At 53.7% G+C, this 25,417-nt stretch carries 25 protein-coding genes; 2 read left to right on the plus strand and 23 right to left on the minus strand.

Translation table 11 applies throughout. From position 1 onward, the window contains the following. Nucleotides 1–38 precede the first annotated feature (38 nt). The 4 genes from fur to AC0YNU_RS10060 form a co-directional block, all read right to left on the minus strand. A complete protein-coding gene (gene fur, locus AC0YNU_RS10045; protein ID WP_475755782.1) occupies nucleotides 39–515 on the minus strand; it encodes a ferric iron uptake transcriptional regulator in 477 nt (158 codons plus the stop codon). Between the two features lie 91 nt (nucleotides 516–606). Continuing rightward, nucleotides 607–1,260: a stage II sporulation protein M gene (gene spoIIM / locus AC0YNU_RS10050; protein WP_475755784.1), complete on the minus strand. Its 654-nt coding sequence runs from the start codon at nucleotides 1,258–1,260 to the stop codon at nucleotides 607–609. 77 nt (nucleotides 1,261–1,337) lie between these two features. Further along, complete coding sequence (locus AC0YNU_RS10055) at nucleotides 1,338–2,555, minus strand: endonuclease Q family protein (RefSeq protein WP_475755786.1); 1,218 nt, start codon at nucleotides 2,553–2,555, stop codon at nucleotides 1,338–1,340. Nucleotides 2,556–2,559: 4 nt separating this feature from the next. Next, nucleotides 2,560–3,117 (minus strand): NUDIX hydrolase, encoded by a 558-nt coding sequence (locus tag AC0YNU_RS10060; RefSeq protein WP_475755788.1) that lies wholly within the window; start codon nucleotides 3,115–3,117, stop codon nucleotides 2,560–2,562. A 178-nt stretch (nucleotides 3,118–3,295) separates the two neighbouring features. Between AC0YNU_RS10060 and mciZ the strand changes: the two genes are divergently transcribed. Then, nucleotides 3,296–3,454, plus strand: coding sequence for a Z-ring formation inhibitor MciZ (mciZ, locus tag AC0YNU_RS10065; protein ID WP_475755790.1), 159 nt, complete (start codon nucleotides 3,296–3,298; stop codon nucleotides 3,452–3,454). A gap of 121 nt (nucleotides 3,455–3,575) precedes the next feature. On the opposite strand, the gene AC0YNU_RS10070 is transcribed toward mciZ, so the two are convergent. The 6 genes from AC0YNU_RS10070 to lpdA all read right to left on the minus strand — a co-directional run bounded on the left by AC0YNU_RS10070 (nucleotide 3,576) and on the right by lpdA (nucleotide 10,628). Continuing rightward, nucleotides 3,576–4,712 carry a M20/M25/M40 family metallo-hydrolase gene (locus tag AC0YNU_RS10070; RefSeq protein WP_475755793.1) on the minus strand — a complete coding sequence of 379 codons (1,137 nt, stop codon included), beginning with the start codon at nucleotides 4,710–4,712 and terminating at the stop codon, nucleotides 3,576–3,578. A 173-nt stretch (nucleotides 4,713–4,885) separates the two neighbouring features. After that, entirely contained in the window at nucleotides 4,886–5,581 is a 696-nt protein-coding gene (gene lipB / locus AC0YNU_RS10075; protein ID WP_475755795.1) for a lipoyl(octanoyl) transferase LipB, read from the minus strand. Between the two features lie 17 nt (nucleotides 5,582–5,598). Next, the gene (locus AC0YNU_RS10080) at nucleotides 5,599–6,984 is read right to left on the minus strand and encodes a dihydrolipoamide acetyltransferase family protein (RefSeq protein ID WP_475755797.1); all 1,386 of its coding nucleotides are present in this window, start codon (nucleotides 6,982–6,984) and stop codon (nucleotides 5,599–5,601) included. Between the two features lie 69 nt (nucleotides 6,985–7,053). Then, nucleotides 7,054–8,037, minus strand: a complete 984-nt coding sequence (locus AC0YNU_RS10085; RefSeq protein WP_475755799.1) for an alpha-ketoacid dehydrogenase subunit beta — start codon at nucleotides 8,035–8,037, stop codon at nucleotides 7,054–7,056. A 1-nt stretch (nucleotide 8,038) separates the two neighbouring features. After that, complete coding sequence (locus AC0YNU_RS10090) at nucleotides 8,039–9,073, minus strand: thiamine pyrophosphate-dependent dehydrogenase E1 component subunit alpha (RefSeq protein WP_475755801.1); 1,035 nt, start codon at nucleotides 9,071–9,073, stop codon at nucleotides 8,039–8,041. 130 nt (nucleotides 9,074–9,203) lie between these two features. Next, nucleotides 9,204–10,628, minus strand: coding sequence for a dihydrolipoyl dehydrogenase (lpdA, locus tag AC0YNU_RS10095; protein ID WP_475755803.1), 1,425 nt, complete (start codon nucleotides 10,626–10,628; stop codon nucleotides 9,204–9,206). Nucleotides 10,629–10,795: 167 nt separating this feature from the next. Here lpdA and AC0YNU_RS10100 point away from each other — a divergent pair, with 167 nt between their 5' ends. Then, the gene (locus AC0YNU_RS10100) at nucleotides 10,796–11,089 is read left to right on the plus strand and encodes a DUF2627 domain-containing protein (RefSeq protein ID WP_475755806.1); all 294 of its coding nucleotides are present in this window, start codon (nucleotides 10,796–10,798) and stop codon (nucleotides 11,087–11,089) included. Nucleotides 11,090–11,266: 177 nt separating this feature from the next. Here the strand turns inward: AC0YNU_RS10100 and clpP are convergent, their stop codons facing one another. The 13 genes from clpP to AC0YNU_RS10165 form a co-directional block, all read right to left on the minus strand. After that, nucleotides 11,267–11,848 (minus strand): ATP-dependent Clp endopeptidase proteolytic subunit ClpP, encoded by a 582-nt coding sequence (clpP, locus tag AC0YNU_RS10105; RefSeq protein WP_475755808.1) that lies wholly within the window; start codon nucleotides 11,846–11,848, stop codon nucleotides 11,267–11,269. Between the two features lie 18 nt (nucleotides 11,849–11,866). Continuing rightward, nucleotides 11,867–12,586, minus strand: a complete 720-nt coding sequence (locus AC0YNU_RS10110) for an RNA polymerase sigma factor (RefSeq protein ID WP_475755810.1) — start codon at nucleotides 12,584–12,586, stop codon at nucleotides 11,867–11,869. Between the two features lie 81 nt (nucleotides 12,587–12,667). Then, the gene (locus tag AC0YNU_RS10115; protein WP_475755812.1) at nucleotides 12,668–13,870 is read right to left on the minus strand and encodes an MFS transporter; all 1,203 of its coding nucleotides are present in this window, start codon (nucleotides 13,868–13,870) and stop codon (nucleotides 12,668–12,670) included. 213 nt (nucleotides 13,871–14,083) lie between these two features. Then, on the minus strand, nucleotides 14,084–14,728 hold the full coding sequence (locus AC0YNU_RS10120) for an HAD family hydrolase (protein ID WP_475755815.1): 645 nt from the start codon (nucleotides 14,726–14,728) through the stop codon (nucleotides 14,084–14,086). A 3-nt stretch (nucleotides 14,729–14,731) separates the two neighbouring features. Continuing rightward, entirely contained in the window at nucleotides 14,732–16,504 is a 1,773-nt protein-coding gene (locus AC0YNU_RS10125; protein ID WP_475755817.1) for an ABC transporter ATP-binding protein, read from the minus strand. A gap of 3 nt (nucleotides 16,505–16,507) precedes the next feature. Next, a complete protein-coding gene (locus AC0YNU_RS10130; RefSeq protein ID WP_475755819.1) occupies nucleotides 16,508–18,295 on the minus strand; it encodes an ABC transporter ATP-binding protein in 1,788 nt (595 codons plus the stop codon). A gap of 5 nt (nucleotides 18,296–18,300) precedes the next feature. After that, nucleotides 18,301–18,897, minus strand: coding sequence for a TetR/AcrR family transcriptional regulator (locus tag AC0YNU_RS10135; protein WP_475755821.1), 597 nt, complete (start codon nucleotides 18,895–18,897; stop codon nucleotides 18,301–18,303). A 206-nt stretch (nucleotides 18,898–19,103) separates the two neighbouring features. Then, complete coding sequence (gene spo0A, locus AC0YNU_RS10140; RefSeq protein ID WP_475755823.1) at nucleotides 19,104–19,922, minus strand: sporulation transcription factor Spo0A; 819 nt, start codon at nucleotides 19,920–19,922, stop codon at nucleotides 19,104–19,106. A 295-nt stretch (nucleotides 19,923–20,217) separates the two neighbouring features. After that, on the minus strand, nucleotides 20,218–21,543 hold the full coding sequence (gene spoIVB / locus AC0YNU_RS10145; RefSeq protein WP_475756253.1) for a SpoIVB peptidase: 1,326 nt from the start codon (nucleotides 21,541–21,543) through the stop codon (nucleotides 20,218–20,220). A gap of 123 nt (nucleotides 21,544–21,666) precedes the next feature. Further along, nucleotides 21,667–23,367, minus strand: coding sequence for a DNA repair protein RecN (recN, locus tag AC0YNU_RS10150; protein ID WP_475755825.1), 1,701 nt, complete (start codon nucleotides 23,365–23,367; stop codon nucleotides 21,667–21,669). A 63-nt stretch (nucleotides 23,368–23,430) separates the two neighbouring features. Then, nucleotides 23,431–23,880, minus strand: a complete 450-nt coding sequence (gene ahrC, locus AC0YNU_RS10155) for a transcriptional regulator AhrC/ArgR (RefSeq protein ID WP_475755827.1) — start codon at nucleotides 23,878–23,880, stop codon at nucleotides 23,431–23,433. Nucleotides 23,881–23,895: 15 nt separating this feature from the next. Next, nucleotides 23,896–24,357: a hypothetical protein gene (locus AC0YNU_RS10160; RefSeq protein WP_475755829.1), complete on the minus strand. Its 462-nt coding sequence runs from the start codon at nucleotides 24,355–24,357 to the stop codon at nucleotides 23,896–23,898. Nucleotides 24,358–24,590: 233 nt separating this feature from the next. Beyond that, nucleotides 24,591–25,409 carry a TlyA family RNA methyltransferase gene (locus AC0YNU_RS10165; protein WP_475755831.1) on the minus strand — a complete coding sequence of 273 codons (819 nt, stop codon included), beginning with the start codon at nucleotides 25,407–25,409 and terminating at the stop codon, nucleotides 24,591–24,593. Between the last annotated feature and the right edge of the window lie 8 nt (nucleotides 25,410–25,417).

Consider the following 25,417-nt stretch of genomic DNA (forward strand, 5'->3'; position numbering starts at 1 on the left):
GCGCCCAGTCATGTGACTGCGCACCCTGCGGAAGGGAGTTACTGTTGTTCCGGTTGGTCCGGTTTAGCGATATTGTTCTTCAGCCTGCAGTTCTTGCAAACACCTTGGAAATCCAGTCGATGATCGACGACCATAAAGCCGTATTCCTGCTCCAAGCGTTCTTCGAGCGGGCCGAGCCAATCTTCTAATATTTCGCTCATCGTGCCGCATTGCACGCAGATGAGGTGATGGTGATGATGTTTGTTGTTGTCTGTCCGCAGGTCGTACCGCGCAACCCCGTCCCCGAAGTTCATCTTCTCAACGACATGCAGCTCGCTCAAGAGCTCCAGCGTGCGATACACGGTTGCCAGCCCGATCTCGGGCGCTTTATCTTTCACCAGCATGAACACGTCTTCGGCGCTCAGATGGTCCTCTTCGTTCTCTAACAGCACGCGAACCGTAGCTTCCCGCTGCGGAGTAAGCTTGTACCCCTGCGACTGCAGCTGCTGCTTGATTTTATCAATCCGGGATTTCATGGCTTTCCCCCTCGCAACTCGACTTACCGCCGGAACCGGTTTGGTTTCAGCTATAATTATAGGTGCTATTATCGAGGAAAGTCAATTTTTTTTAGAATGATTCCAATCCGGGCGCAGCGCCGTCCACAAGCGGGGCGGCCCATCTCAGCAAGATCGGCGTTAAATACGACTCTACCAACGCTGCGGCAATCAATAGGACCAGCATGACGGCAGCCGTCGCCGTAAACGTCAACAACGGTCTCCCAAGCGATCCGAACCGGCCAAGGAACCGGCTTTTGACGACATGCGCGGCGAATGTAACGGCAGCTACGCTCGCGATCAGAAAAGCTGGCACGGCGATCAGATTGACGGGTGCCACGGAAGCCAAGGAGAACACCAGCCCTTTCCACGCGAATTCCCGCACCAGCATGCCGATCGCGAAGCCGACCAGCACCCCTTTCAAGAAATCAAGCGCCAGCACGAACGGCATGCCTACGACGGTCAGGCCCAGCACCCAGACAAGCAGCAGCCATTTGGCTTGAAACCAAGCCCGGTCCGCGAACGTATCGCTTCCCTGCTGCAGCGTACCGTTCTGAATATGCAAAATAAACTGCCGTACGTCGTCCGAGAGATCCTGCTGCTGTCCCAGCGTGAGCGCATTGATCATCAGCGCGCCGAACACGACGCCGACGACGAAGAGCACGAAAACAAACACGTATAGTGATAATTGATCCTTCGCGGACGATTGAAGCGCGGATGTTCGCATGGCACACTCCTCCAACACAGGTTGGTACAGTGTATGTCCAAGCTGCCCCCGCTATGACGCCGGAACGTCAAACGACGCTACCGGCGAGGTACGACCTTGCCGTATTTGCCACCGCCTCCGGTTTGGAGCGCAAGCGTACCGAGGCGGGCCGATGCGATCATAGCTGCCGCTGCTTCGCCCGCCGTCTCCGCGATTGCCTCCGCCGGCACGTCGTGAAGGATGGACATCTCCGTCCCGAATTTGTCCAATAGCTTATCCAGCGTCTTGCGTCCGATACCGGGCACGAACTCCAGCGGCACCTGATAGACGTACCGAGGCCGATTCTCCGGCACGAACGGCGCTTGTCGCCCTGCTTGATCCGCGAGCTCCATGATCCGGTCCAGCACGCCTCGCACCTGCTTCACGCTGCCGCATTGGACGCAGCGTTCTTGGTCCTCCGCTTCGGCGAGTGCACCGCAGCTCAAACAATAGGTGCGATGGTACTTGCCAAGTACGGGATTCAGCCCGTAGTTGGCCGTAATCTCCCGGCCATCGGCGCCTCTCAACGCGAGTGCAAGCTCCTTGAAGGACGGTTCCGCCAGCCTCAGCTCATTATATTCGCGGCCGATCTTCGCCAGCGAGTGCGCATCCGAATTCGTCACGAACGGCAAGCTGTCCAAGTCCGGAATATACCCGGCCATCCGGCTGTCCGAGCTTAATCCCAACTCGACGGCATCTACCATGCCAGGATCCAACGTATCGCCCAAATGGTCGGAGCAGCTGCCGTACAAGCTTCTATGCGGCGTAAAGATATGGGCGGGTACGAACAGCCCGCCCCTTCCCTTGACCTCCGCCTGGAGCTCGCGCGCCGGCGCATACAGCCGTTGGGAGCTGAGCTGAACATTACGCATATGCTTTGCCAACCACGTCGTGAAATCGCGCATAGCCGCGAAATCCGGCAAATAAGCCAGGTGATGCGCAATCCCGTAGCCGGCGTCCTTCACTTCGATCTCGGCGCCTAGCAGGATCACGGTGTCTCTATAGCGGATGCCGCCCCCGGCTTCCTCCGTCATGTCGCCTCGCATCAGCAGCTCCTCGATGTCCCGCTGCACGCCCGGCGAATGGCAGTCGATCACGCCAAGCAGGCTGATTCCTTTACGCACCGCGGCTTCATGGGCGATGTTGCGAAAGGTCAGATCGCGGCTCCCGCTGATCTTGACCGGCTCGCCTCTCTCCGTGCGCCCGATATGCAGGTGAAGGTCGGCGAACACCCGTTTCGGCGCAACCCCTCCTTCAACCATCGCTTCATCCGTCATCGCTTCAGATCTCTCCAGTCAGACGGTAGATCTGCCAGGCATAGACCGCAAGCACCGTCTTCGCATCGCTGATCCGTTCTTCTTCGATGTACTGCTGCGCCTGCTCGAACGTAATGGCTTCCACGGCCAGAAACTCGTCTTCGTCCGGCGCGCTTTCCCCTTTCGTCAGCTCCTCCGCGATATACAGATACAGCTTCTCGTCGGCAAAGCCGGGCGAGGTATAGAAGGCGCTGAGCGGACGAAGCTTGCCCGCGCGGTAGCCTGTTTCTTCTTCCAGCTCGCGCGCGGCGGCCGTCATCGGATCTTCGCCGGCATCGAGCTTGCCTGCCGGAATTTCGATTTGGAATTTCTCCATCGGCTTCCGGTACTGCTCCACCACCAGCATTTTGCCGTCGATCAGCGCCAGCACCGCCGCCGCGCCGGGATGACGGACGATTTCGCGCGTCGCCGTCGAGCCGTTCGGGAGCGTGACCGTGTCTACTTGCAGCGAAATGATTTTCCCCTGAAAAATCGGCTCCGTCTTCACGGTTACTTCTTGGTACGCATCGGTTTTTTCCAGCATCTGCGATTCTCTCCCTTGTATGTAGCTTTTTAATGTTCGTACACGCAAACCAATCCTTAAGCAGAATGCTGCATCTCCAACCTTGCGGTTGTACGCTTAAACCAATCTGCTTAGCATAGCTCGTCCCGCTCCTGCATAACATCTACCATAACGGCAATTCAGAAGGGGTGCGGGTCCAATGAAACAATATATCGATAACGGCCAATTGATGCTTGTGGGCAAAGCGTGGGAAATTCGCCATCAGCTGAAGCTGCTCGGCAAGCCTGCTTTAAAACCAGGAACGTCTCGTACCGCGCAGACGCTGCGCGAATATACGCGACAGGCGCTTCCGAACTAAATGCCGTGACGCGGGTTTCGTTTATAAATAAGGGGCAGCTCGAAGCGTAGAAGAACTCTACGGCCTCTCGGGTGCCCCTTTTTTGATGATATATCTGCTGCTTGCTGTTGGTTGTCTCGCTTTACTTCGCTTGGCGCTCTGCCGTCAATGCGATGATCGCGACGACGAGCTCGGCGACTTTCACGAGGTCAGCCGCTTTGATCTGCTCGTTCTTCGTATGAATGTGCTCGTAGCCTACGGCGAGATTGACGGTCGGCACGCCGAAGCCGTTGAAAATGTTCGCGTCGCTGCCTCCGCCGGAATGGAACGTGCGCGGTGTTGCGCCGATCTTCGCGATCGCTTCTTTGGCCAGTTCCACCACCGGCGCGTCGTCGCTGTGATTGAAAGCGGGATAAGCCAGCCTGCTCTCGAACTCCGCTTTCGCGCCGAATGACTGCGTAACCGACTCCACCGCTTCCCGCATCGCCGTGATCTGCTTCTCCAGCTTCTCGTTTACGATGCTCCGCGCCTCGGAATCGAGCTTGACGAAATCGCAGACGATGTTCGTTGCTCCGCCGCCTTCGAACCGACCGATATTCGCCGTCGTTTCATGGTCGACGCGGCCGAGCGGCATTTTGGATACCGCCTTGCTTGCCACTTGAATGGCGCTGATCCCGTCTTCCGGATTCACGCCGGCATGCGCGGACTTGCCGTAAATCTTGATCGTAATCTTCGCCTGTGCCGGTGCCGCCACCGCAATCGCGCCGATCTCGCCGTTGGAATCCAGCGCATAGCCGTATTCCGCTTCCAGCTTAGAAGGATCCAATGCCGCAGCTCCCACGAGCCCGCTTTCTTCGCCGACCGTAATTATGAATTGCACCGCACCGTGCGGGAGCTTATTTTCTTTCAGCACGCGAATGGCCTCGAACATCGCGGCAAGTCCTGCCTTGTCGTCGCTGCCGAGAATTGTCGTGCCGTCGCTGCGTATGTAACCGTCGTCGTCGAGGCGCGGCTGAATGCCGTTGCCGGGCGTAACGGTATCCATATGCGAAGTGAAGTAGATCGTAGGCGCCTGTTCCGCACCGCTGGCTTTCAGCTTCACGATCAAGTTCCCCGCGCCATGGCCCGTAATCGAGGCCGCTCCATCCTCTTCCACCGTCAATCCGAGCGCGGTGAATTTCTTCGTCAGCACATCGCAAATGTTCCGCTCGTTCTTCGTCTCGCTATCCACGCGCACGAGCTCCATGAATTCTTCGATCAATCGGTTTCGTTCGATCATCGGCTTTCCTCCATCCATCGTTATCGTTTACAATAGGGACAAGATTATTTTGCACGAAAGGAGCTTTCTGCCATGCGTCCCAATGCAATGATGAAAGTTTTTATTTGGGTCTTGATTGCATCCATGCTCATATCCACCCTGCTGATCGGTGTCGGCTGGATGTTGGAATAGCGTTATAGCCCCTCTTGCTGCTCCACGGCACAGCCGAATTGGCGGCAGAAGTAAGGCAGCAGCTCGGCGGCAGCCTGTTCTACCGTTAGATGTATGCCGGTCACGTCCGCAAAAGACGTCACCGCGTATTCCTGGATGCCGCACGGGATGATGCCCCGGAAGCCATCCTGCGCGATGCCTGCCTTGATGTTCAGCGCGAAGCCATGACTCGTGATGAATCCGCGGCGAGTCCTGGCTTTATTGAATTTCACGCCGATCGCCGCGATCTTCTCGTTTCCTACCCAAACCCCCGTATACTCCGGCTTTCTTCCGCCTTTGATGCCGTACGAGTCCAGCCAGTCGATAATGACCTGCTCCAAATCCCGAAGGTATTGATGCAAATCCAGATTCATGCTGTCCAAATAGAGCAGCGGATAGCCGACGAGCTGGCCGGGACCGTGGTAGGTAATGTCGCCGCCGCGGTCGATTTGGAACACGCCGATGCCGCGCTCCGCGAGCTCTTCTTCGGAATAAAGCAAATGCTCGGGATGCTTCTGCGAGCCGATCGTGTACGTCGGCGGATGCTGAAGAAGGAGCAGCGACTCGCGTCGCTCCTCCTTATCGATCCCTTTGACGTACGCTTTCTGCAGCTCCCAAGCTTCGGCATATCCGATCATCGGCGTGTATTGCACGTCAATCGCCCTCATGTTCGTTATCACTGCTTGTTCGCCTCGTTTCAATACAGCTTCGTCTCAAGAGTGAAGCCTTCCAAGTTTTCTTTCACCCGCTGCAGGAACCGTCCGCAAATGACGCCGTCCAAGATCCGATGGTCCAGCGACAAGCAAATGTTCGCCATGGAACGGACCGCAATCATATCGTTGATGACCACGGGACGCTTGACGATGGATTCGAACGTCACGATCGCTGCCTGCGGGTAATTGATGATGGGATAAGACAAAATGGAACCGAACGAGCCGGTATTGTTGACCGTGAACGTACCGCCGTCCATATCCGCCAGCGTCAGCTTTCCTTCGCGCGTCTTGCGGGCAAGATCTTCGATTTCGCGGGCTAAGCCGGCGATATTTTTCTGATCCGCGTTTTTGATGACCGGCACCTTCACCGCATCCTCGGTTCCGACGGCCAATCCGATATGAATATCGCGCTTCACGATGATTTTGTCGACGGCCCACACGGAATTCATGATCGGGAAATCCTTGATCGCATTGACGACGGCCTTCACCCAGAAAGCCAGATAGGTGAGGTTGACGCCCTCGCGCTTCATGAAATCTTCCTTCAGCTTGTTGCGCAAGGTGACGAGGTTCGTCACGTCGACCTCCATCATCATCCAGGCGTGCGGGATCTCCGTCACGCTTTGGCGCATGTTGCGCGCGATGGCATTACGCACCGGCGTTACGTCGATGAAATATTCGCTGCGGCCCGGCAGCTGCTGTCCTTCGATTTCGACCTTCGGGATGCGCGGCGACTCCGACAGGTGAAGTCCGGTCGAGCGGACAGGCTCTTTGGAAGTCATCGCCGGCATGCCTGGCGCAGCCGACGAGGCCGGTCCGGCAGAAGTCGGCTTGGCGCTTCGGCTGGACTCTACGTAGGCCAGCACGTCTTTGCGCGTGATGCGTCCGCCAAGCCCCGTTCCGTTCACATACGTCAAGTTAATGTTATGCTGAACGGCAAGCTGCTGAACGGCCGGCGAGAAGCGATGGCGCATGCTGTCGTCGCCGCCGCCTTCCGCCTGATCCGCTGCGCCTTGCATGCGTACGGCTGCACGCTCGCTGCTGCTTGCGCCTGGCGATGCGGCTGCGAATGCTGCCCCGGCCGCGCTGCCCGCCGATGGAGCAGACGATGCGTCTGCTGCGCCTTCTTCGTCGAATTCAATGAGACAGACCGGCGTACCGACCGGTACCGTCTCGCCGGCTCCGACCAATATTTTGATCATGGTTCCTTGGATGGTAGAAGGGAGCTCCGCGTTTACTTTATCCGTCAAGATTTCACAGATCGGCTCGTACATGTCGATGACGTCGCCTGGCTGCTTCAGCCATCGATCAATTGTCGCGGAAACAAGTGATTCAGCGAGCTGCGGCATGACGATTTCCGTCACTTTTTTCATTCCGACCACTCCTAAACATTATGCTGCTAGCTAAGCAAAAGGCACATACGCCTTTATCGGCTTATCGATTCAGAAAACCGCCAAACGCTTCATAGCTTCTTTCACTTTGTCTTTGTTCAGCATGAAAAATTTCTCGCCCGGCGGGTTGATCGGCATGGCCGGCACGTCCGGACCGCATAGCCGCATGACCGGCGCATCAAGCTCGTAGAGCATTTCTTCCGCGATGATCGCGGCTACTTCGCCGCCGATGCCGCCGAATTTGTTATCCTCGTGCACGATCAGCACTTTACCGGTCCGGCGGGCAGCCTCCAGCACGCCGTCTTTGTCCAGCGGCTGCAGCGTACGCAGATCCAGCACATGCGCATGAATGCCTTCTTCTTCGAGCTCCGCGGCTGCTTCCATAATGAAGTGCAGCGGCAGGCTGTAGCTGATGACGGTAATATCGTCGCCTTCGCGAAGCACGTTCGCCTTGCCGATCGGCACGATATAATCGTCCTCCGGCACGTCGTCGTTCACGAGTTTATAGCACTTCTTGTTCTCGAAGTACAGCACCGGATCCGGATCGCGAACGGCTGCTTTCAGCAGGCCCTTCGCGTCGTATGCCCTGTACGGCGCCACGATCTTCAGTCCCGGCGTACCGAAGAAGACCGATTCCGGGCACTGCGAATGGTACAAGCCGCCGAAGATGCCGCCGCCGATCGGCGCCCGCACGACGAGCGGACAATTCCAGTCGTTATTGGAACGATAACGGATTTTGGCCGCCTCGCTGATGATTTGGTTCGTGGCCGGGAACATGAAATCGGAATATTGCATTTCCGCGATCGGCTTCATGCCGTACATCGCGGCGCCGATCGCAGCCCCGACGATGGCGGATTCCGCAAGCGGCGTATCCAGCACGCGCTCTTCGCCGAACTGGTTCAGAAGACCTTTGGTCGTCGTGAACACGCCGCCTTTGTAGCCGACATCCTCGCCAAGGACGAAAACGTCCTCGTCGCGTTCCATTTCTTCCTTCATCGCCAGGCGGATCGCATCAATATAGTCCATTTTCGGCATATTAGTGTCCTCCTCTTCCGGCGTCGTCGCCTTCATAGACATGGTACAGAATGTCATCCGGCGCAGGGAACGGCGCTTTGTCGCCAAAGCTCGTCGCGTCGTCCAATGCCGCCTTGATCTCTTGCAGCATGGTCGCTTCGAGCTCATCGTTCCATATGCCGCATTCGACCAGGTACGACTTGAATTTCGGAATACCGTCCTTGTCGCGGTTCGCGTCTACCTCTTCCTTCGTACGGTAAGCAAGATCCTCGTCCGACGTGGAGTGCGGCGACAGCCTGTACATGACGGCTTCGACCAAGGTCGGGCCTTCGCCTCTAACCGCACGCTCGCGTGCTTCTTTCATGACGCGGTACACTTCAAGCGGATCGTTCCCGTCAACGGCCACGCCAGGGAAGCCGTAGCCGAGCGCACGGTCAGCTATGTTGCCGCCGACCTGCTTGTGCAGCGGCACCGAGATGGCGTATTGGTTGTTCTCGCACATGAAAATAACCGGCAGCTTGTGTACGCCAGCCATATTCGCGCCTTCGTGGAAGTCGCCTTGATTGCTTGAACCGTCGCCGAACGTGACGAACGTGACGAACTCCTTCCGCTTCATCTTCGCTGCGAGGGCGAAACCTACGGCATGAGGCACCTGCGTCGTCACGGGACTGGAACCCGTCACGATGCGCAGACGTTTCGAGCCGAAGTGACCGGGCATTTGCCGGCCGCCGCTGTTGGGATCGTCGATCTTGGAGAAGAGGCAGAGCATCAGCTCGCGCAGCGTCATGCCGACCGAAAGTACGAACGCGTAATCGCGATAGTAGGGCAAATAGTAATCTTGATTGCGGTCCAGTGCGAATGCCGCGCCGACTTGAGCGGCTTCTTGTCCGATACCGGAGACGTGAAATTTAATTTTACCTGCGCGCTGGAGCAGCAGACAGCGTTCGTCGTAACGTCGCGCAGTAACCATCAGTTTGTACATTTCCAGCACTTGTTCATCCGTAAGCCCAAGAGCCGCATGCTTCGTTTGCTGTACGGCGGATTCGGATTGCGACATGAGGATTACCCTCCTTTTAGCTGCTATTATAACCAGGTACTAAGACTTGCCTATACCCATTATAACCGACTTCGGCGGAAAAGGAAATGCTGCCTGAAATTGCCGCCAGGCCTCCCTGAAATGCCGCTGATCAGAACGCCAATGACTTGCCCTCGAGCGCCAGCATGGCTTCGCCCAGCACTTCGGACAGCGTCGGATGCGGATGAATGACCTGCGACACTTCCCATGGCGTAGCGTTCAGCAGCATGGCGAGAGAGGCTTCCGACAGCAGGTCGGTCGCATGCGGTCCGACGATATGTACGCCGAGCACGTCCATCGTCTTCGCGTCCGCGATTACTTTGGCGAAACCCTCGGACTCCCCGATTACATGCGCCTTGCCGATCGCTTGAAACGGAACTTTCCCGACCTTGACCGTATGTCCCTTCTTGCTGGCCTCGTCCTCCGTTAAGCCGATGGACGCGATTTCCGGTTTGGAATAGATCGCGCGCGGGATGCGCGAGTGTTCAGGCGCTTGCTCCTTGCCGCCAAGGATATGATCCACCGCGACCAGCGCCTCATGCGCGGCGGCGTGCGCTAGCTGCAATCCGCCGTTAACGTCGCCGATCGCATAGATGTGCGATTCGTTCGTTTGGAAATACGCATTGACTTTAATCGCGTCTTGCTCGATCCGGACATCCGTATTTTCGAGGCCGATGTTTTCCGTATTGCCCTGTCTTCCTACGGATACGAGAAGACGCTCCGCGTTTAGAATGACGGGGCCGTCGGCCGTGTCTGCCGTTATGGTAGCTTGTCCGTCGCTATAGGTATACGTATCCGGCTTCAATTGGATGCTGGTTAATATGCGTACCCCTCTGCGGCGCAATTGCTTCGTCAATTCGGCGGACGCATCCGGGTCTTCGCCAGGAAGCAGACGCGAAGCCGACTCCGCAAGCGTGACCTCAATGCCGAAATCGATCAGCATGGACGCCCATTCCACGCCGATTACTCCGCCGCCGACGATCAGGATCGACTTCGGCAGTTTATCCATCTCGAGCGCTTCGTCGCTGTACATGATCTGTCCGGCCGTCGGCGCAAGCCCCTTGAGGACGCGCGGACGCGAGCCCGTGGCGATGATGAGATGCGTCGGAACGACCGTATCCATGTCTCCGTCCGGGAATTCAACCGCGACGCTTCCGCTCTTCGGCGAGAAGATGGACGGTCCGATGACCGTGCCGCTTCCTTGCACGACCGTAATCTCATGCTTGCGCATCAAGTACTGCAAACCTTTATACAAATTCTCGACCGTGCTCTCCTTGCGCTGCTGCACCTTCGCGAAATCCAGCGTTACCGCCCCGTCCACCAGCACGCCGTACGTATCTGCCTTGCGCAGCGTCGCAAACACTTCCGCGCTGCGCAGAAGCGCCTTGCTTGGGATACACCCTTTATGTAAACAAGTTCCGCCTAGCTTATCTTTCTCCACGATTACGACTTTCTTTCCGGCCTGTGCCGCTCGAATGGCCGCTGTATATCCCGCGATGCCTCCGCCGATGATGGCAATATCGCATCCAATCGTCATGGTCGATCTCCTCTCCATTCCTAAAGCTGGTCCATTCCTATTGTACCTTTTTTCGAAGCCGGGGAAAACATCGCCGCTTTCGAAATGGACAGTCCCGCGCAGAAAAGGTATGATGGTTACCGTATAAGCGCATTCTTTGCCAGGCTGTCAGGAGGAACAATCACGTTATGAAGCAGGTTATCATTCGATTCATTGCGGTGCTGCTGCTCGTCATTCCAGGGCTCGGCGCCACTTACGGATTTCTGCTTATGAAAGACGCCATTTTCCATTACTTCGCTTCCTTCGGGGACGATGCCTCCGTGCATGCCTTCGAATGGTGGCGCTTCATTGCCGGACTCGTACTATTCTTAATCGGCGTCGGGTTTATCGGCGGCTGGACGTTCTTCCGCGATCGCAAACGCAATTACGTCGCGCCTCGCTTCCGCAAGAAGCGGCCGCGGCCGCCTCGGCCGCAAGCTTAAACCGCGCCGCAGCATGCAACATGCAGCAAGTCGCAGCACAGCAACAAAAACAAAGGGCAGACTCCCAGTGACGGCGAGCCTGCCCTTTGTTTTTTGTGTTTTTGCGATAGGGAGTCAACGATTTTGTATATTTAATTTGATTCTTCGTTTCACGGCATTGCGGTGGCCGTAAGCTGCTTATACCGGCTCGATGACTTTATCGACGATCCCGTAAGCGACAGCGTCTGCTGCGCTCATGAAGCGGTCGCGGTCGGAGTCGCGCTCGATTTGTTCGACGGATTGGCCGGTATGATGCGCCAATAAGGCGTTGATTTTCTCGCGCGTCTTCAAAATCCAGTGGGCATGAATCTGAATATCGGACGCCTGCCCTCTAGCTCCGCCAAGCGGCTGATGGATCATGACTTCGCTGTTCGGAAGCACGAATCGCTTGCCCTTCGCTCCTCCCGCGAGCAGGATCGCCCCGAAGCTCGCGGCAAAGCCCGTGCATATCGTCGACACGTCCGGCTTGATGAACTGCATCGTATCGAAGATGGAGAATCCCGCCGTAACGGAGCCTCCCGGACTGTTGATGTACAATTGGATATCTTTCTCCGGATCGTCGGCAGCCAGGAAGAGCAGCTGTGCCACGATCGCGTTAGCCATGTGATCCTCGATTTCTCCGCTGACCATGACGATCCGGTCCTTAAGCAGCCGGGAATAAATATCGTAGCTTCGTTCACCCCGGTTGGTCGTTTCAATGACATACGGCGTTAAATTCATGGCGTATACCCTCCTCGTTTAAGCAGCAAACTGCATGCTGATGGATGAGGAGCCGGTACCCGCAGCCGTAAGGCGTCGACCGAGCTGGTTCAGCTGGCCGATCGCTTGAACGGTATCGATGATCCGATCTTCGGCATTGGCGAGCACGATCAGCGCTTGCGGATCGCCTGCCCGCACAGCATGAACATAGGCTTGAAGCAACGCGGTATTCTCTGGCGGCAATTCAGCCGAATCGATATTCGGCTTGCTGCAGCCTGCGCGCTGAATTAGCTTATCGACCGCTGATCTGGCCCGGTGCAGCGCCGCTTTGACCGCGCCTTCCGATGTTGACAGCTTGGCGGCCGTTTCGGCATTTTTGAAACCGAACAGTTCCTTCAGCAGGAAGACCGTTCGCTGCAGCGGAGACAAATGCCGAATCAGCAGTTGAAGCATGTCTTCCATCTCCGGCGATTCTTCGTACAAGCGGTTCAGTACCGTTTCGTTCAGCCGCAAGGCTTCCAACATACGTCCCGCACGCTGCTTACGTCTGGAGTGATCCACTGCAATGTTCTTCGCCGTCCGCATGAGATACGCCGTCGGATTGGGATGCGCGAGCGCGCCGTTCATGACCGGCAGCGCCCGAAGGCAGGTTTCCTGCACCAAATCCTCCGCATCCCAGGTCGAACGCGTCAGCGATAGGCAATACCGATACAGCACGAACCGCATTTCTTCGACCGCGATTGACTGTGATTTCGTCATTCGATGAGCACCTCCTCATCCATGTGGTTTGCTTTCACTGAGTAAACGAACGGACCCTTCAAAAGGATACGCGCCATATGCTTATAATACGAAAGAATTCGACTCCGATGCTTCCGCTCCTCTTGATTTCCGGAAAAAGAGGCCCGCTGCCGAAAACAGCAGAAAAGCGGTGCCCAGAATCATGAAGGGGCTGCTCGCTGCGATATTCTGCATGCTGTAACCGCCGATGCTGGGACCGAGCAGGCTTCCGATGCTGAAATGAATCGAAGCGATGACGTTGGCTGAAGGCAGCACGTTCTTCGGCAGCAGATCGGCCGCATAGGCCAGGCCGAGCGAGAAGAACGAACCGACCAGTCCGCCGATCAGCGCCAGCAGCACGAACAACCAAGCGACATTGTCGCCGGCGAGCGGCACGGCAAAGAACAACAGACCGGCCGAGAACGCGCAGAAAATCAGCACGCTCTTCCGGCCGAGGCGGTCACTCAAGCTGCCAAGCGGGAACATGACCAGCAAGCTGCCGACGCCAAGTGCAGGCAGAAGCAGGGAAATCGCTGCTTCGCTTAGGTGAACCCGCAAGCCATATAGCGGGAAATTGCTGTTCATCGTCGATTCCAGCAATCCGTATAGAATCGCTGGCAGCAATGCAAACCAAGCGACCCTGTACGTAAACGCAAACCGGTTGCCTTTTACCGCCGCCGACTGCGCCGTTTCAGGATATTCCGGCTTCAATTTCAGCACGAACAGCGCGACGATGGAGAATAACAGCGCATTTAAGGCGAAAGGAATCCAATCCCCCAGATCGGTCAAATTAATGCCGATCGGCCCTAAGCTGAAGCCGAGCCCGTACGCCATGCCGTATAACGAAATAAACCTGCCGCGCCGCTCCGGCGGACTGCTGCTCACGATCCACAGCTGCGTGCAATAGTGTAGCGCGCTGTCGCCGATGCCGACGATAATGCGCAGGATGAACCATACCCATAAGGCCGAGCAGATCGGAAATACGGTCGTAGCTGCTCCGGCAAGCGCAATGCCGGCCAATATGCCGGTTTTATAACCGAATTTGCGCACCGGCTTCTCGATGAAAAACATCATGCCGAAGGTGCCGATATACAGCGCCATGGAATTCAATCCGTTCAAATCGGAAGCAATGCCGCGATGATCCAGCATGATGGCCAGCAGCGGCAGCAGCAGTCCTTGATTGAAACCTGCAATGAGCGTCACGGATAGTAAAATCGTCATTCTAGTCCAAGAAGGAACGGTTGTGCGGGTCGTCGTTGTCGTCAAAATGAATTTCCTCCTGTAAGTCAAAACAGATGAAAACGCCAGCTCCCATGGCGGCACGGAAGTGGCGTTTCATTCCAAGCGAAATGAAGTTATTGCGAGCAAGGCATGCCTAAGCTTCGATCTCTACTATCGTATACAGTAGCATCTCTGCCCCCATCGAACAAGAGCATGGATCAAATTGGGTCCGTCCGATCAGGGCAGGCAGTCAACCTGTTACACGATAAACGAAGCCAACTCGCCGATTTCCTGAATCATGCCGTTCGGGAATACGCCCTTCCCATTCAACTTATCGAGATCGCTGCGGTAAGCGATGAACGAAATGCCGGCGTCCTGCGATGCCTTGCCGTCGATCCAAGCGTCGCCAACCGACAGCCATTCCTCCGGATGCAAATGCGGATAGGAGCGCATCACGGCGAGCATGCCATCGGGAGCAGGCTTCATGAACGTCACTTGTTCGCGTGCCACGATAGGATCGAAGTACGAAGCAATTCGATTGTTTTCCAACGCAAGCTTTGCGGCCGGATACGAATTATTCGTCACGACCGCCAGCTTATAATGGCCATGAAGACGTTCAAGCAAGTCGATGACGCCGGACTCGAGCTCGGCCCCTTCCATGCCGGCTACTTCATGCCGGATCAATATCGCTTCGAGCTCGGCCTGCATGACTCCCGTTACCCGTCCGGCACGCTGCATGGCTCCGATTAAAGATGAGGTTGTATGCTCGCTCAGAATCAAGTCCGGCGGCAATGCGCGGCACTGATCAAAGTAGTCGATAACCGCTTGCCTCATGCGCGGAAAGTTGATGCGGGATCGCAGAATCGTATTGTCCATATCGAAAATAATACCTTTTATCGCCACCTGCTACGCTCCTTCGCTTATCCCTTCTCCTTGATTCCTTGCCTGTATATCATACAAACTTTTATACACGCCGCCCAGCTCCAATAATTCATCATGCGTCCCTTGCTCGGCGATCGTGCCTTGATCAATGACGTAAATAACATCCGCGTGTCTGATCGTGGACAGTCGATGGGCGACGGCGATGGTCGTTCTCCCTGCCATCAAACGTTGAAGCCCTTGTTGAACCGCCTGTTCCGATTCCGTGTCCAGGGACGCCGTAGCCTCATCCAACAGCAAGAGCGGCGCATCCTTCAAAATCGCTCTGGCAATCGCGATCCGCTGCTTCTGACCGCCCGAAAGCCTTGCGCCCCTGTCACCTACCCGTGTCTCGTATCCGTCCCGCTGCTCCATAATGAAATGATGCGCATGCGCAGCGCGGGCTGCTGCCTCGACTTCATCGTACGTAGCGTCCATTCGTCCGTACCGGATATTCTCTTCGATCGTCCCGTCGAACAAATAGGACTCTTGCGGCACGTAAGCGATCCGGTCCCTGAATTCAGATAACGTATATTCCGCCATTCGTTTGCCCTGCAGGCGAATCTCGCCGTGCCGAAGCGGGTAGAAGCCGAGCAGCAGCTTCAGCAGCGTGCTTTTCCCGCCTCCGCTTGGCCCTACGAGCGCAACGACCTGACCTTGATGAACATTGAAATGGATGCCGTCAACCGACCTCTCCTCATCGGCATAACCGAATATTCCGTTATGAAGCTCAATGATTCCGCTTGACCGGTCTTGGTCAGCATGATCATCGGTCGCCGGATAGCGGGACGGCTCCTCTTCCACATCGAGCAATTCGAACACGCGAGCGGCGCCTGCCAAGGAAGCTTGCATGTTGACCCATAACGATCCCAACTGACGGAATAGGTTCGTCACTTCCGCTAAAAGTAAAATCAGCGACAGCATCGTCCCCAGCGTCATATGTCCGTTGATCATCATGATCGTGCCGGCGATGAACACGCCGCCGTTATTCATCCACATAAGCCCGTAATTCACGCTATTGAGAGAAGCATTCTTAGCCGCACGCGTGACCGATAGCGTGGTCATGCGTTCGTTGGAAGCCACGTAGCGTCTCAATACCCGGTTCGACATTTGGAACATTCGAATGATTTGCGTTCCCGCGATGGTTTCCGTCAGCATTTCCAGCTGCTTGCCGGTCAACGCTTGAATATCCGCGCTTATGCGCCGGATCGGCTCCGCAAATCGCGTATTTACATAGGTGATGAAGAAGCCAAGCAAAATCATCGCGAGCGCAAAACGCCAATCCAGCAGGAACATCAATACGGCTGCATATCCTCCGGTCATGACCATCGCGATGAGCGAACGGATGCTTCCGTTAAACGCCTGCTCGACGACGCCAAGATCATTCGTCATCCTGGACATGTTTTCTCCGCTATGCGTGTTCTCGAAGTAGCCCATCGGGAGCTTTCCCACGTGTTTGAACAAACGCAGCCGCAGATCGGCCATAATCTTTTTTACAGCTCTACCGAACAAATAGCTAAAGACCGGCAGCAGCATGCAAAGAAACGCGGTCACGCCTGCGAACATGAAACTCACTTTCCAAACGGCCTTCATATCGTGATCCGTAATGGCGTCCAGTACGAACTTGATCAGCATCGGCAGGACGAGCGGCACGAGCGCTTCGATGAAACAGACGCCCAATAACCCCACAAAATAGGATGTTTTCCGCGTTTGGATGCATCCGAACAATCGTCGCAGCTCCATTAGACCTTGATTCGCCATCCGCTATGCCCCCTTGCTTTCCATCGAAGGATCCGTGCCGTCAGCTTGCAGATGCTGGATCAGTTGATTATTGTACAATCGCTTATAGACACCGTCTCTCATAAGCAATTCAACATGCGTCCCGCTCTCGACGATCGCGCCATTATCGAGCACAAGCACTTCATCCGCATCGATTATCGTCGATAGGCGGTGCGCGATGACCAGCACGGTTTTACCCTTCATGCTGCGATTAATGGCTTCTTGGACCAGCAATTCCGATTCCGTATCCAGCGCGGATGTCGCCTCATCCAAGAGAAGAATCGGCGCATCCTTCAATATCGCCCTGGCAATCGATATCCGCTGCCTTTGCCCGCCGGAAAGCTTCACGCCCCGTTCGCCGACGAACGTGTCGTAACCGTTCGGAAGGGTTTGAATGTAACTGTGGATATTCGCCAGGCGCGCAGCCCGCTCCACATCCTGTCTGGTAAAGCTTGCATCCCCGCAACTGATGTTGTCCGCGATCGTACCCGAGAATAGAAACGTATCCTGCGACACAAGCGCGACCTTGGAACGTGCAAAGGACAGCTCCCACGACGTCAGCGGCTCGCCGAACATTTGCAAGCTCCCGCTTTGATGTGCGTAAAATCCGGCGATTAATTTAAATAACGTCGATTTCCCAGATCCGCTCGCCCCGACCAACGCCACTTTCTTCCCCTGATGCAGCGTGAAACTGATCCCGTCTAACAGTTGTTTTTGTCCGTCGTAGGAGAACGAGACTTGCTCGAATGCCAAAGCAGGTACCTTCGTCGACAGCTCCGGTCGTTTCGTGCCGGTCCGCTCGCCGCCCACGTCAAGAATGGCGAATAGATGCTCGGCAACGCCGATCGTTACCTTATAGTTACTGATCTGATTCGGCAGTGCGCTGAGCCCCTGCACGAGATAACTCAGCAGCATGGCAAATGCGACTAAGCCGCCTCCCGTAAATAAACCCTGCGTCACCAAATAAGCTCCAAATAGAAAAAACACGAGAAACGGCGCTAGTTGGACGAATACGCTCACGGCGCCCATTAATGCGTTTCGCTTCTCGATTAGCAGCGCATCGGCAAGCATTTGATCAAGCGAAGCACTGAACTTACGCAGTAAGACTGGAAGCAGATTGTAGGATTTGACGATGTGGATGCCACTGATCGTATCTTGTGCGACATTGTTCGTTCGCGCGCTACTTTGTTGAAGGTGGGATGAATAATGATTGAGCGGTTTGCCGATGGAGGTAGTCAAGAGAGCCGCCAGTGGAAGCATGACGATGCAAAACAGCGTGAGCGGCCAATTCATGAATAGCATAAGCGTGAGACTGACACTGATTCGGATGAGATGAAACAGAAGGGCTGCCAGGTCGCCGTTCAAGAAATTTTCAATCGTTGTGATACTGGTGGTCATCCGGGAATTAAGCTCCCCGGAGTGATGCGCGTCCAGATAGGAGACGGGCAGACGGTCGATATGCTCGGCGAGCGAGTTCTTCATATCTCGCGCGGCATAAGCGCTATAGCGTCCCGCTGCGTAAGTCTCGAAATAATTAACGACGATACCGATGATGACCGACGCGAACATATACACGATTGACTTGATGAGGTCCGGACGATCTCCCGACAGCGAGGCATTGACCAACAGATTTAAGATATAGACTAAAAAAATGTCATTCCCTGCATTTAATGTCGTGCTGAGCAATTTGATCCAAACCCAAAATCGGTAAGGTTTAACATAAGAGAACAATTTGCGCCGAGCAGAATAAGCGGAAAACGGAATGGCATTCACGTTCGTCACTCCTCTATCGTTCCGGGATTGGTGAGGATACCTTCCTTTGCCAAAAGGAGCTCAAACATTTCGATGATCATCCGTTCCGCTTCACCGATGTCCAACTGGAACGTATTGATGGTGATCATCGTTCCGATGCCGACGATATAAATCGAAAGTTTTAAAAACAGCTGCTCGATCGTTCGACTGTCGAGTGCGTGCAGCCGTTCGTCGACTTGAACGAAGGCGGTCAGCAGTTCTTCTCTAAGCTTGTTTCGGTTGGCTTTCAAGTAATGATTTTTTTGTTCCGTCAAGAAAATCATCTTGAATAAGTTTTTCTCGTTATGGGCCAACAGGAGAATACCGTTCGTTAAATTCATGGCGCTCGAATTATTCGCATCTTCGTACGACTTGATCCGGTTCAACGTCTCGTCGATTGCAATGTCGTACAGCGCTTCTTTTAAGGCGTCCATATTCTCGAATAGGCTATAAATGGGCTGCGTGGAACACTTGAGCCTACCGGCGATGCTTCTTGCCGTCACGGCTTCAATTCCTTCTGCTTGGACAATGGAGAACGCGGCAGCCAATATTATTTCCTTCGAAAGCTCTGATTTTGGGGGCATGTGAAGGTCTCCTATTCTTCTTATAACATACGTTATATAACAATCGTAATATAACGTATGTTATATGGAAGGTCATGGAAAGTCAAACGATATTTTTAACAAACAAAAAACACCGCTCTTTTACTGGTTGAGTAGACAACCAATAAAAAAGCGGTGCACTGATTAAATCGTCCTTCAGAGGTTTAATGAAGATTACGATCTATAATTCAGCTTACTTTATGCTCGATTCTTAATTTATCCGCCACCATGGCAATAAACTCGCTGTTGGTCGGTTTGGATTTGCTGATATTGATTGTGTAGCCGAATAGATGTGAGATGCTGTCGATGTTGCCGCGCGTCCATGCCACTTCAATTGCATGACGGATCGCACGTTCGACTCGAGAAGGCGTTGTTTTGAACTTCTCGGCGATTGCAGGATAGAGCGTTTTCGTAATTGCACCCAAAATTTCAATGTTGTTATACACCATCGTAATCGCTTCGCGCAAATATTGATACCCTTTAATATGAGCCGGTACACCGATTTCGTGAATAATGCTTGTAATATTCGCGTCTAAATTTTTGCCTTTAGCAATCGGTACCACATTCGATTTGTTCATCCCCATCGAAGAACCCGAACTCATGTAATTGGAGGATGAGGAAATCACGGTTGGATTTCCAACGAGCTGGCGAATCCGGTTGGCGAGAATTTCCATGTCGAAAGGCTTTAATATGTAGTATGAGGCTCCAAGTTGTACAGCCTTTTGAGTAATATTCTCTTGACCGAATGCAGTCAACATGATGATCTTCGGCATAGATGGTAAATTCATTTCACGCAATCGTTCCAAAACCCCTAAACCATCCAGATGAGGCATGATGATGTCCAGGATCAGAATGTCTGGACGTGTTTCTTCCAGCAGCCGCAATACTTCTTCACCGTTATAGGCGACCCCTGTAACTACCATATCGTTTTGTTCCGAAATGTACTCAGAAAGCAGTGTCGTAAATTCACGGTTGTCATCAGCCAACAATACTTCAATTCTCTGCAAGGTGAAATCCTCCTTAGACTTTATCGCGTCTGTAATGGTTGTGACGCAGTATCTTTACGTTTATCCTGCTTACTAAAACATTTTCGACAGGTACGTTTAAATTCCTTCTGTCGAATAATATTTTTCTTTATTTTTAATTCATTGTGTTTTATAATGAATAATTTATTACATGATCCGGTTTCTTTCGTTCTCTTTCGACAAAAACGTCGAAAAATCTATGACGTTACTTAATAACCGAACCATTCGCCTCTTGAAACAAACTTTACCAAAAATAAAAACAAAAATCTTAAGGGGCTTATGCCGCCTTAAGATTCAAGCTTGCTTGTTTTAGAAGTACCCCCGCATCCTGCAGCATCCATTCGATAAAGCATCCGTATCCAGAGGTGGGATCGTTCACGAATACATGCGTAACGGCCCCGATAAGCTTGCCATCTTGAATGATTGGGCTGCCCGACATGCCTTGAACGATGCCGCCGGTTTGTTCTAATAATCGGCGATCCGTTATCTTGATGACCATCCCTTTGGTTGCAGGCGATTGCTGTCTCGTCACGTGGACGATTTCAACGTTAAATCGCTCCACCTTCTGACCATTCACGACAGTCAACAGCTGCGCCGGTCCTTCCTTCACTTCCTCGGCAAATGCAACCGGAATGGATTGCTGATTGTAGCTATGCGCCGGAAGCTCCTGCATTTTACCGAATATGCCGAACGGCGTATTCCGCTCAATACTCCCTAATACTTTGCTTTCTTTAATAAAATGGGCGCGCTTCTCTCCGGGCTCGCCATTTTGGCTTTTATTGATCGAGGTTACATTGGACTGCAAAATCTGACCCTCGCCCACCTCGATCGGCGTTTGCGTATCCATGTCCGTTATGACATGTCCCAGAGCGCCATAGACGCCTTGATCTGGCGCATAGAACGTTAACGTTCCGACGCCGGCTGCGGAGTCGCGAATATACAGTCCTAGCCGCCAAGCGCGATCTTCAGCATCAAATACAGGGGAAAGCTTCGTTTCAAACATGCGCGTGCCGCGTTTTACCGTCAAATTAAGCGGTCGATTGGCAGAACCCGCTTCTTCAGCCAGCTTGGCTACTTTATAAACTTCATTGACATAATTGCCATTGATGCGGACGATCAAATCGCCTAACTGCAATTTAGCCGTTTCCCCAGGTGATACTTTGGTTCCCTTGCCATTAACGACTTGATGATGACCTACAACCATTATTCCGGCTGATTTCACTTTAACTCCGATGGTTTGTCCACCTGGAATCACGCGTAAGTCAGGTACGACGTTCACTTTCACCGTCTTAAAGGGAATTTTTCCGAATAATTTCAATTTCAGGGTCGTCTCTCCGCTATGTGAAGATTGAATCGTCAGCGGTTTGTTAAGATTAATGGACGTGGACCGATCGCTTGAGCCATTGATCTGTAGCAGTTCCGAGTCCGACGTCACCTGCGCATGAACGGGCATGCCGTAATCCAATTGCTTCAACTGGCCTGAAAATAATCGAACTTCATTCGGAAATGCGGCGAAATGTTGAATCGGAGTGGATAGACCAAGCATGCAGACGATGATGACGAGGAACAAACCCAGCCACCGCTTCCGCTGATAGGCATTCAATGACTTCACGCTCCCTGCTGCTGAATCGCTTGACGAGAAAGGTGGTTCGCCATTTGCGTACCTATAAGGTATCCCTGCCCTTATTGTTTTATGTCGCCAAAAACATTCCCTGAATGGGTTCCATTAAGCCCCCTTCTGCTTATACGCCAAGTCAAGCATTTCTTGAGCATGATGGCGAGTTTTTTCCGTAACTTCCACCCCGCCCAACATGCGAGCAAGTTCTTCGATCCGGTTCAATTGGTTAAGTTCCATCACGCGCGTCGACGTACGCTCTGCAATAATGGATTTGTTGATTTCATAATGATGCTCGGCCATGCACGCAACTTGAGGCAGATGCGTGATGGAGAAGACTTGGCATTGGCTGGACAATCGGGCCATTTTCTCGGCGATAGCCTGCGCAGCGCGGCCGCTGACGCCTGTATCGACCTCGTCAAACACGAGTACCGGCACTTTATCAATGGAAGCGAAGATCGTTTTCAAGGCGAGCATAATACGCGACATTTCTCCGCCAGAGGCGATCTTGCTGATCGGTTTAAGCGGCTCTCCTGGATTCGGAGCGATCAGGAACGCAGCCTCGTCGATTCCGTTGGCATGAAGCTTATAACTATCGCCGATCGGTTGTTGCTCCAGCTGTACGCGGAAAGTCGTTCGTTCCATTTGAAGCTGTCGAAGCTCGCTTTCGATCGCGGCAGCAAGGCGGTCCGCTGCTTTACGGCGAAGCGAGGATAATTGCAGGCCGAGCGCCGTGCAGTCCGTCATCAATGCGGAGAGCTCCCGCTGGAGACGAGCCAAATGGGCGTCGCGGTTTTCGATTTTGTCGGCTTCAGACTCAATGCTGCCCAAATAGGCTATAATATCGGGGATGGTTTCCCCGTATTTGCGTTTCAAGTTATTGATGAGATCAATACGATCTTCGATGTCAGTCAACCGTTCGGGATCCGACTCCACGCCGTCCCGATAATCGCGCAATTGGAATACGGCATCTTCCAGCTGGTAAAACGCCGACTGCAATTGCTCAAGCAAAGGATCGATGACCTGCGGATCGTAATCTCGAATGTCGGTTACTTTGATTACGGCCTTGCTGACCGCGTCGAGTCCTTTCGCGCCATTCAGCAGGCTATATGCCTCCGCGGCCGAATCGCGGCGCTTGACCGCTGACATGAGCTTCTGTCTTTCTTCCGCTAATGCTTCGTCTTCACCTGGCTTTAACCGGGCGGAAGCGATCTCTTCGATCTGGAATCGGTATAAGTCCAGCATCTGCATATTTTGCCTGGACGACTCTTCCAAATTCTTCAAATCGATGCGCACTTTCTCATATTGCTTGTAGACAAGGCGGTAAGATTCCAGTGTTCCGAGAACGGCATCCCCCGCATAGGAATCGAGCCATTCCAAGTGCTTCTCCGTTCGAAGCAGCGACTGATGTTCATGCTGGCCATGAATGTTAACGAGGCATTCTCCTGCTTCGCGGAGCATCGACAAGGTGACGATATGTCCATTCACGCGGCTGACGCTTTTACCTTGCGCCGAAAGCTCGCGACGAATGACAAGCCCTTCCTCAGGCGAAGCCTGTATCCCGAACGTGTTCAAAATGGCCCAAATCGGATGAGCGGGCGACAGTTCGAACATCGCTTCGATCTCGGCTTTATCGCAGCCGTATCGAACCATGTCCGAAGCGCCTCTTCCGCCGACGACAAGGCTGAGCGCATCAATCAGAATTGATTTGCCGGCACCCGTCTCACCTGTCAAGACATGAAACCCATCGTGAAATTTCACGGATACTTGCTCAATGACTGCCAAATTGCGGATAGACAGCTCGCGAAGCATAGAATTTCTCCTCCTTAACGTGTTAGTTAGCCATTCAACAGCCGAAGTCAGTAAAACCAAACTTTAATTCATCAAGCCAAGCAAACGATCCACGATTTCTCCGCTTTGCGTCTGCGTCCGGCAGATAATAAGAATCGTATCATCGCCGCATATCGTTCCCATGACCTCGACCCACTCCATATTATCGATCATGGCGCATATGGCGTTCGCCGTGCCAGGCAAGCATTTCATGACCACTAAATTATTGGTGAAGTCGATATGCAGGAAGTGATCCGATAAGGTGCGCTTCAGCTTGGAGATCGAATGAACGCGTGTTTCCTGCGGAATGGAATACTTGTACTTCCCGTCTTCGACCGGCACCTTGATGAGCTGCATTTCCTTAATGTCACGGGAAACGGTCGCTTGCGTCACTTGAAGACCGGCCTTTCTCAGAGATTCGACCAAGTCATCCTGCGTCTCGATAATTTGGCTTGTAATCAGTTCGCGAATTTTCATTTGACGAACGCTCTTCATGTTATCCTCCTCAAATTAGGAACCGAGCCGGAACGTAATCGTCCGGATCACGGATTCCTTGTGGTCCACGAACAAAACACCTTCGCAATTCGGCAATAGGAGCGCATAGACGAGCAAGCGGTCTCTAACTCCGCTGCCTGTCCAGTCGATGGGCATCCGCTCGCGCGCAGTCTTCACTATATAATGCTTGCCGTCTTTCTCGGCAATCAAATCGATGAACAGTCGGCTCTGTAAGGTCGTTCCATCCAAGTCAATCGTCAATGGAACCCGATACTTGCCATGCGTAACCTCGTAGCCGGCCTTCTCCAAAAACTGCACGTTCACATCGTCTTCCTTGACATCCTCGGCATCGCTGAGCAGCAGCTTCGTATTCATGCCCGGCGGTTCATGCAGCCAGCGATAGAACCCCCGATACAGCCAATAGACCAACAGTCCGCCGGCAACGATCATAACCAGCCAGTCACCGAAGTTTCCCATAAGCTCCCTCCCGCGTCAGAAAAGAATCCCTCTAATCATTTCGCGTCCCGGATATTATTTCCTCTTCGGTGCTTCTATCGCAAACACCGAACACTTGTTTGCTTTCGTACTTATCTTACCAAATATTTCGCCGAATGCAAAGGGGGAGTCAAAAAAAGCCTTCCCAGCCGACGAAATCGTCTGCTGAAAAGACTTAGTTTATCCCTTGCTTCGCATTCTAAACGAAAGGAAGCCTACGAAAACGTTTGGGCGGCACCTTCTACGATGGATGCAATAGCCGCATCGTCCGGGGCAGCAATTTCCGTGCCAGGTTCCCATTGCCAATAAGCCAAAAATTCAATATTTCCTTCTCCGCCCGTAATCGGGGAGAACGTCAATTGTTTCAAAGCGTATCCTTGGCTGGCCGCGAAACCGAGCACCTGCTGCAAAACTTCCCTATGCGTCGACGATTCGCGAACGACGCCCGACTTGCCGACCTTCTCCCGCCCTGCTTCGAACTGCGGCTTGATTAAGGCGACAATACCGGATCCCGCCTTCAGCAGCGTGCCAAGCGTCGGCAAGATCAGCTTCAAAGATATGAATGATACGTCTATCGTTGCAAACGTCGGCTCGGGACCCTTCAAGTCTTCCGGAACCGTGTAACGAAAATTCGTTCTTTCCATGACATTGACGCGATCATCCTGACGAAGCGACCAGTCCAGCTGATTGTAGCCGACATCCAAAGCGTAAACGTACACGGCACCATGCTGGAGCGCGCAATCCGTGAAACCTCCGGTCGATGCGCCGATATCCAACATGACGGCGCCTTCCAGCTCCAAACCGAATGCTTTGATCGCTTTCTCCAGCTTCAGTCCGCCGCGGCTGACGTACGGATGCAGTGCGCCTTTGACGGTAATAGAAGCGGTTCTAGGCACCTTCATCCCGCTTTTCTCCATGCGCTCGCCGTCTACGATGACGAGTCCTGCCATTAATGCCGCTTTTGCTTTGACGCGGCTGTCGTAATATCCCTGCTCCACGAGCAGCACGTCGATTCGTTCTTTTGCAATCGTCATTTGTTCGA

Source organism: Paenibacillus sp. J31P316, assembly GCF_056269105.1.

Coding starts and splice junctions, on each gene's coding strand:
- AC0YNU_RS10080 (WP_475755797.1), bottom strand. CDS start 6,984: ATGAAAAAAGTGACGGAAATCGTCATGCCGCAGCTCGCTGAATCACTT.
- AC0YNU_RS10070 (WP_475755793.1), bottom strand. CDS start 4,712: ATGATCGAACGAAACCGATTGATCGAAGAATTCATGGAGCTCGTGCGC.
- lpdA (WP_475755803.1), bottom strand. CDS start 10,628: ATGACGATTGGATGCGATATTGCCATCATCGGCGGAGGCATCGCGGGA.
- AC0YNU_RS10160 (WP_475755829.1), bottom strand. CDS start 24,357: ATGGGAAACTTCGGTGACTGGCTGGTTATGATCGTTGCCGGCGGACTG.
- fur (WP_475755782.1), bottom strand. CDS start 515: ATGAAATCCCGGATTGATAAAATCAAGCAGCAGCTGCAGTCGCAGGGG.
- recN (WP_475755825.1), bottom strand. CDS start 23,367: ATGCTTCGCGAGCTGTCTATCCGCAATTTGGCAGTCATTGAGCAAGTA.
- AC0YNU_RS10165 (WP_475755831.1), bottom strand. CDS start 25,409: ATGACGATTGCAAAAGAACGAATCGACGTGCTGCTCGTGGAGCAGGGA.
- AC0YNU_RS10085 (WP_475755799.1), bottom strand. CDS start 8,037: ATGCCGAAAATGGACTATATTGATGCGATCCGCCTGGCGATGAAGGAA.
- AC0YNU_RS10060 (WP_475755788.1), bottom strand. CDS start 3,117: ATGCTGGAAAAAACCGATGCGTACCAAGAAGTAACCGTGAAGACGGAG.
- AC0YNU_RS10125 (WP_475755817.1), bottom strand. CDS start 16,504: ATGGCGAATCAAGGTCTAATGGAGCTGCGACGATTGTTCGGATGCATC.
- ahrC (WP_475755827.1), bottom strand. CDS start 23,880: ATGAAGAGCGTTCGTCAAATGAAAATTCGCGAACTGATTACAAGCCAA.
- spoIIM (WP_475755784.1), bottom strand. CDS start 1,260: ATGCGAACATCCGCGCTTCAATCGTCCGCGAAGGATCAATTATCACTA.
- clpP (WP_475755808.1), bottom strand. CDS start 11,848: ATGAATTTAACGCCGTATGTCATTGAAACGACCAACCGGGGTGAACGA.
- AC0YNU_RS10135 (WP_475755821.1), bottom strand. CDS start 18,897: ATGCCCCCAAAATCAGAGCTTTCGAAGGAAATAATATTGGCTGCCGCG.
- AC0YNU_RS10100 (WP_475755806.1), top strand. CDS start 10,796: ATGAAGCAGGTTATCATTCGATTCATTGCGGTGCTGCTGCTCGTCATT.
- AC0YNU_RS10110 (WP_475755810.1), bottom strand. CDS start 12,586: ATGACGAAATCACAGTCAATCGCGGTCGAAGAAATGCGGTTCGTGCTG.
- AC0YNU_RS10055 (WP_475755786.1), bottom strand. CDS start 2,555: ATGACGGATGAAGCGATGGTTGAAGGAGGGGTTGCGCCGAAACGGGTG.
- mciZ (WP_475755790.1), top strand. CDS start 3,296: ATGAAACAATATATCGATAACGGCCAATTGATGCTTGTGGGCAAAGCG.
- AC0YNU_RS10090 (WP_475755801.1), bottom strand. CDS start 9,073: ATGTCGCAATCCGAATCCGCCGTACAGCAAACGAAGCATGCGGCTCTT.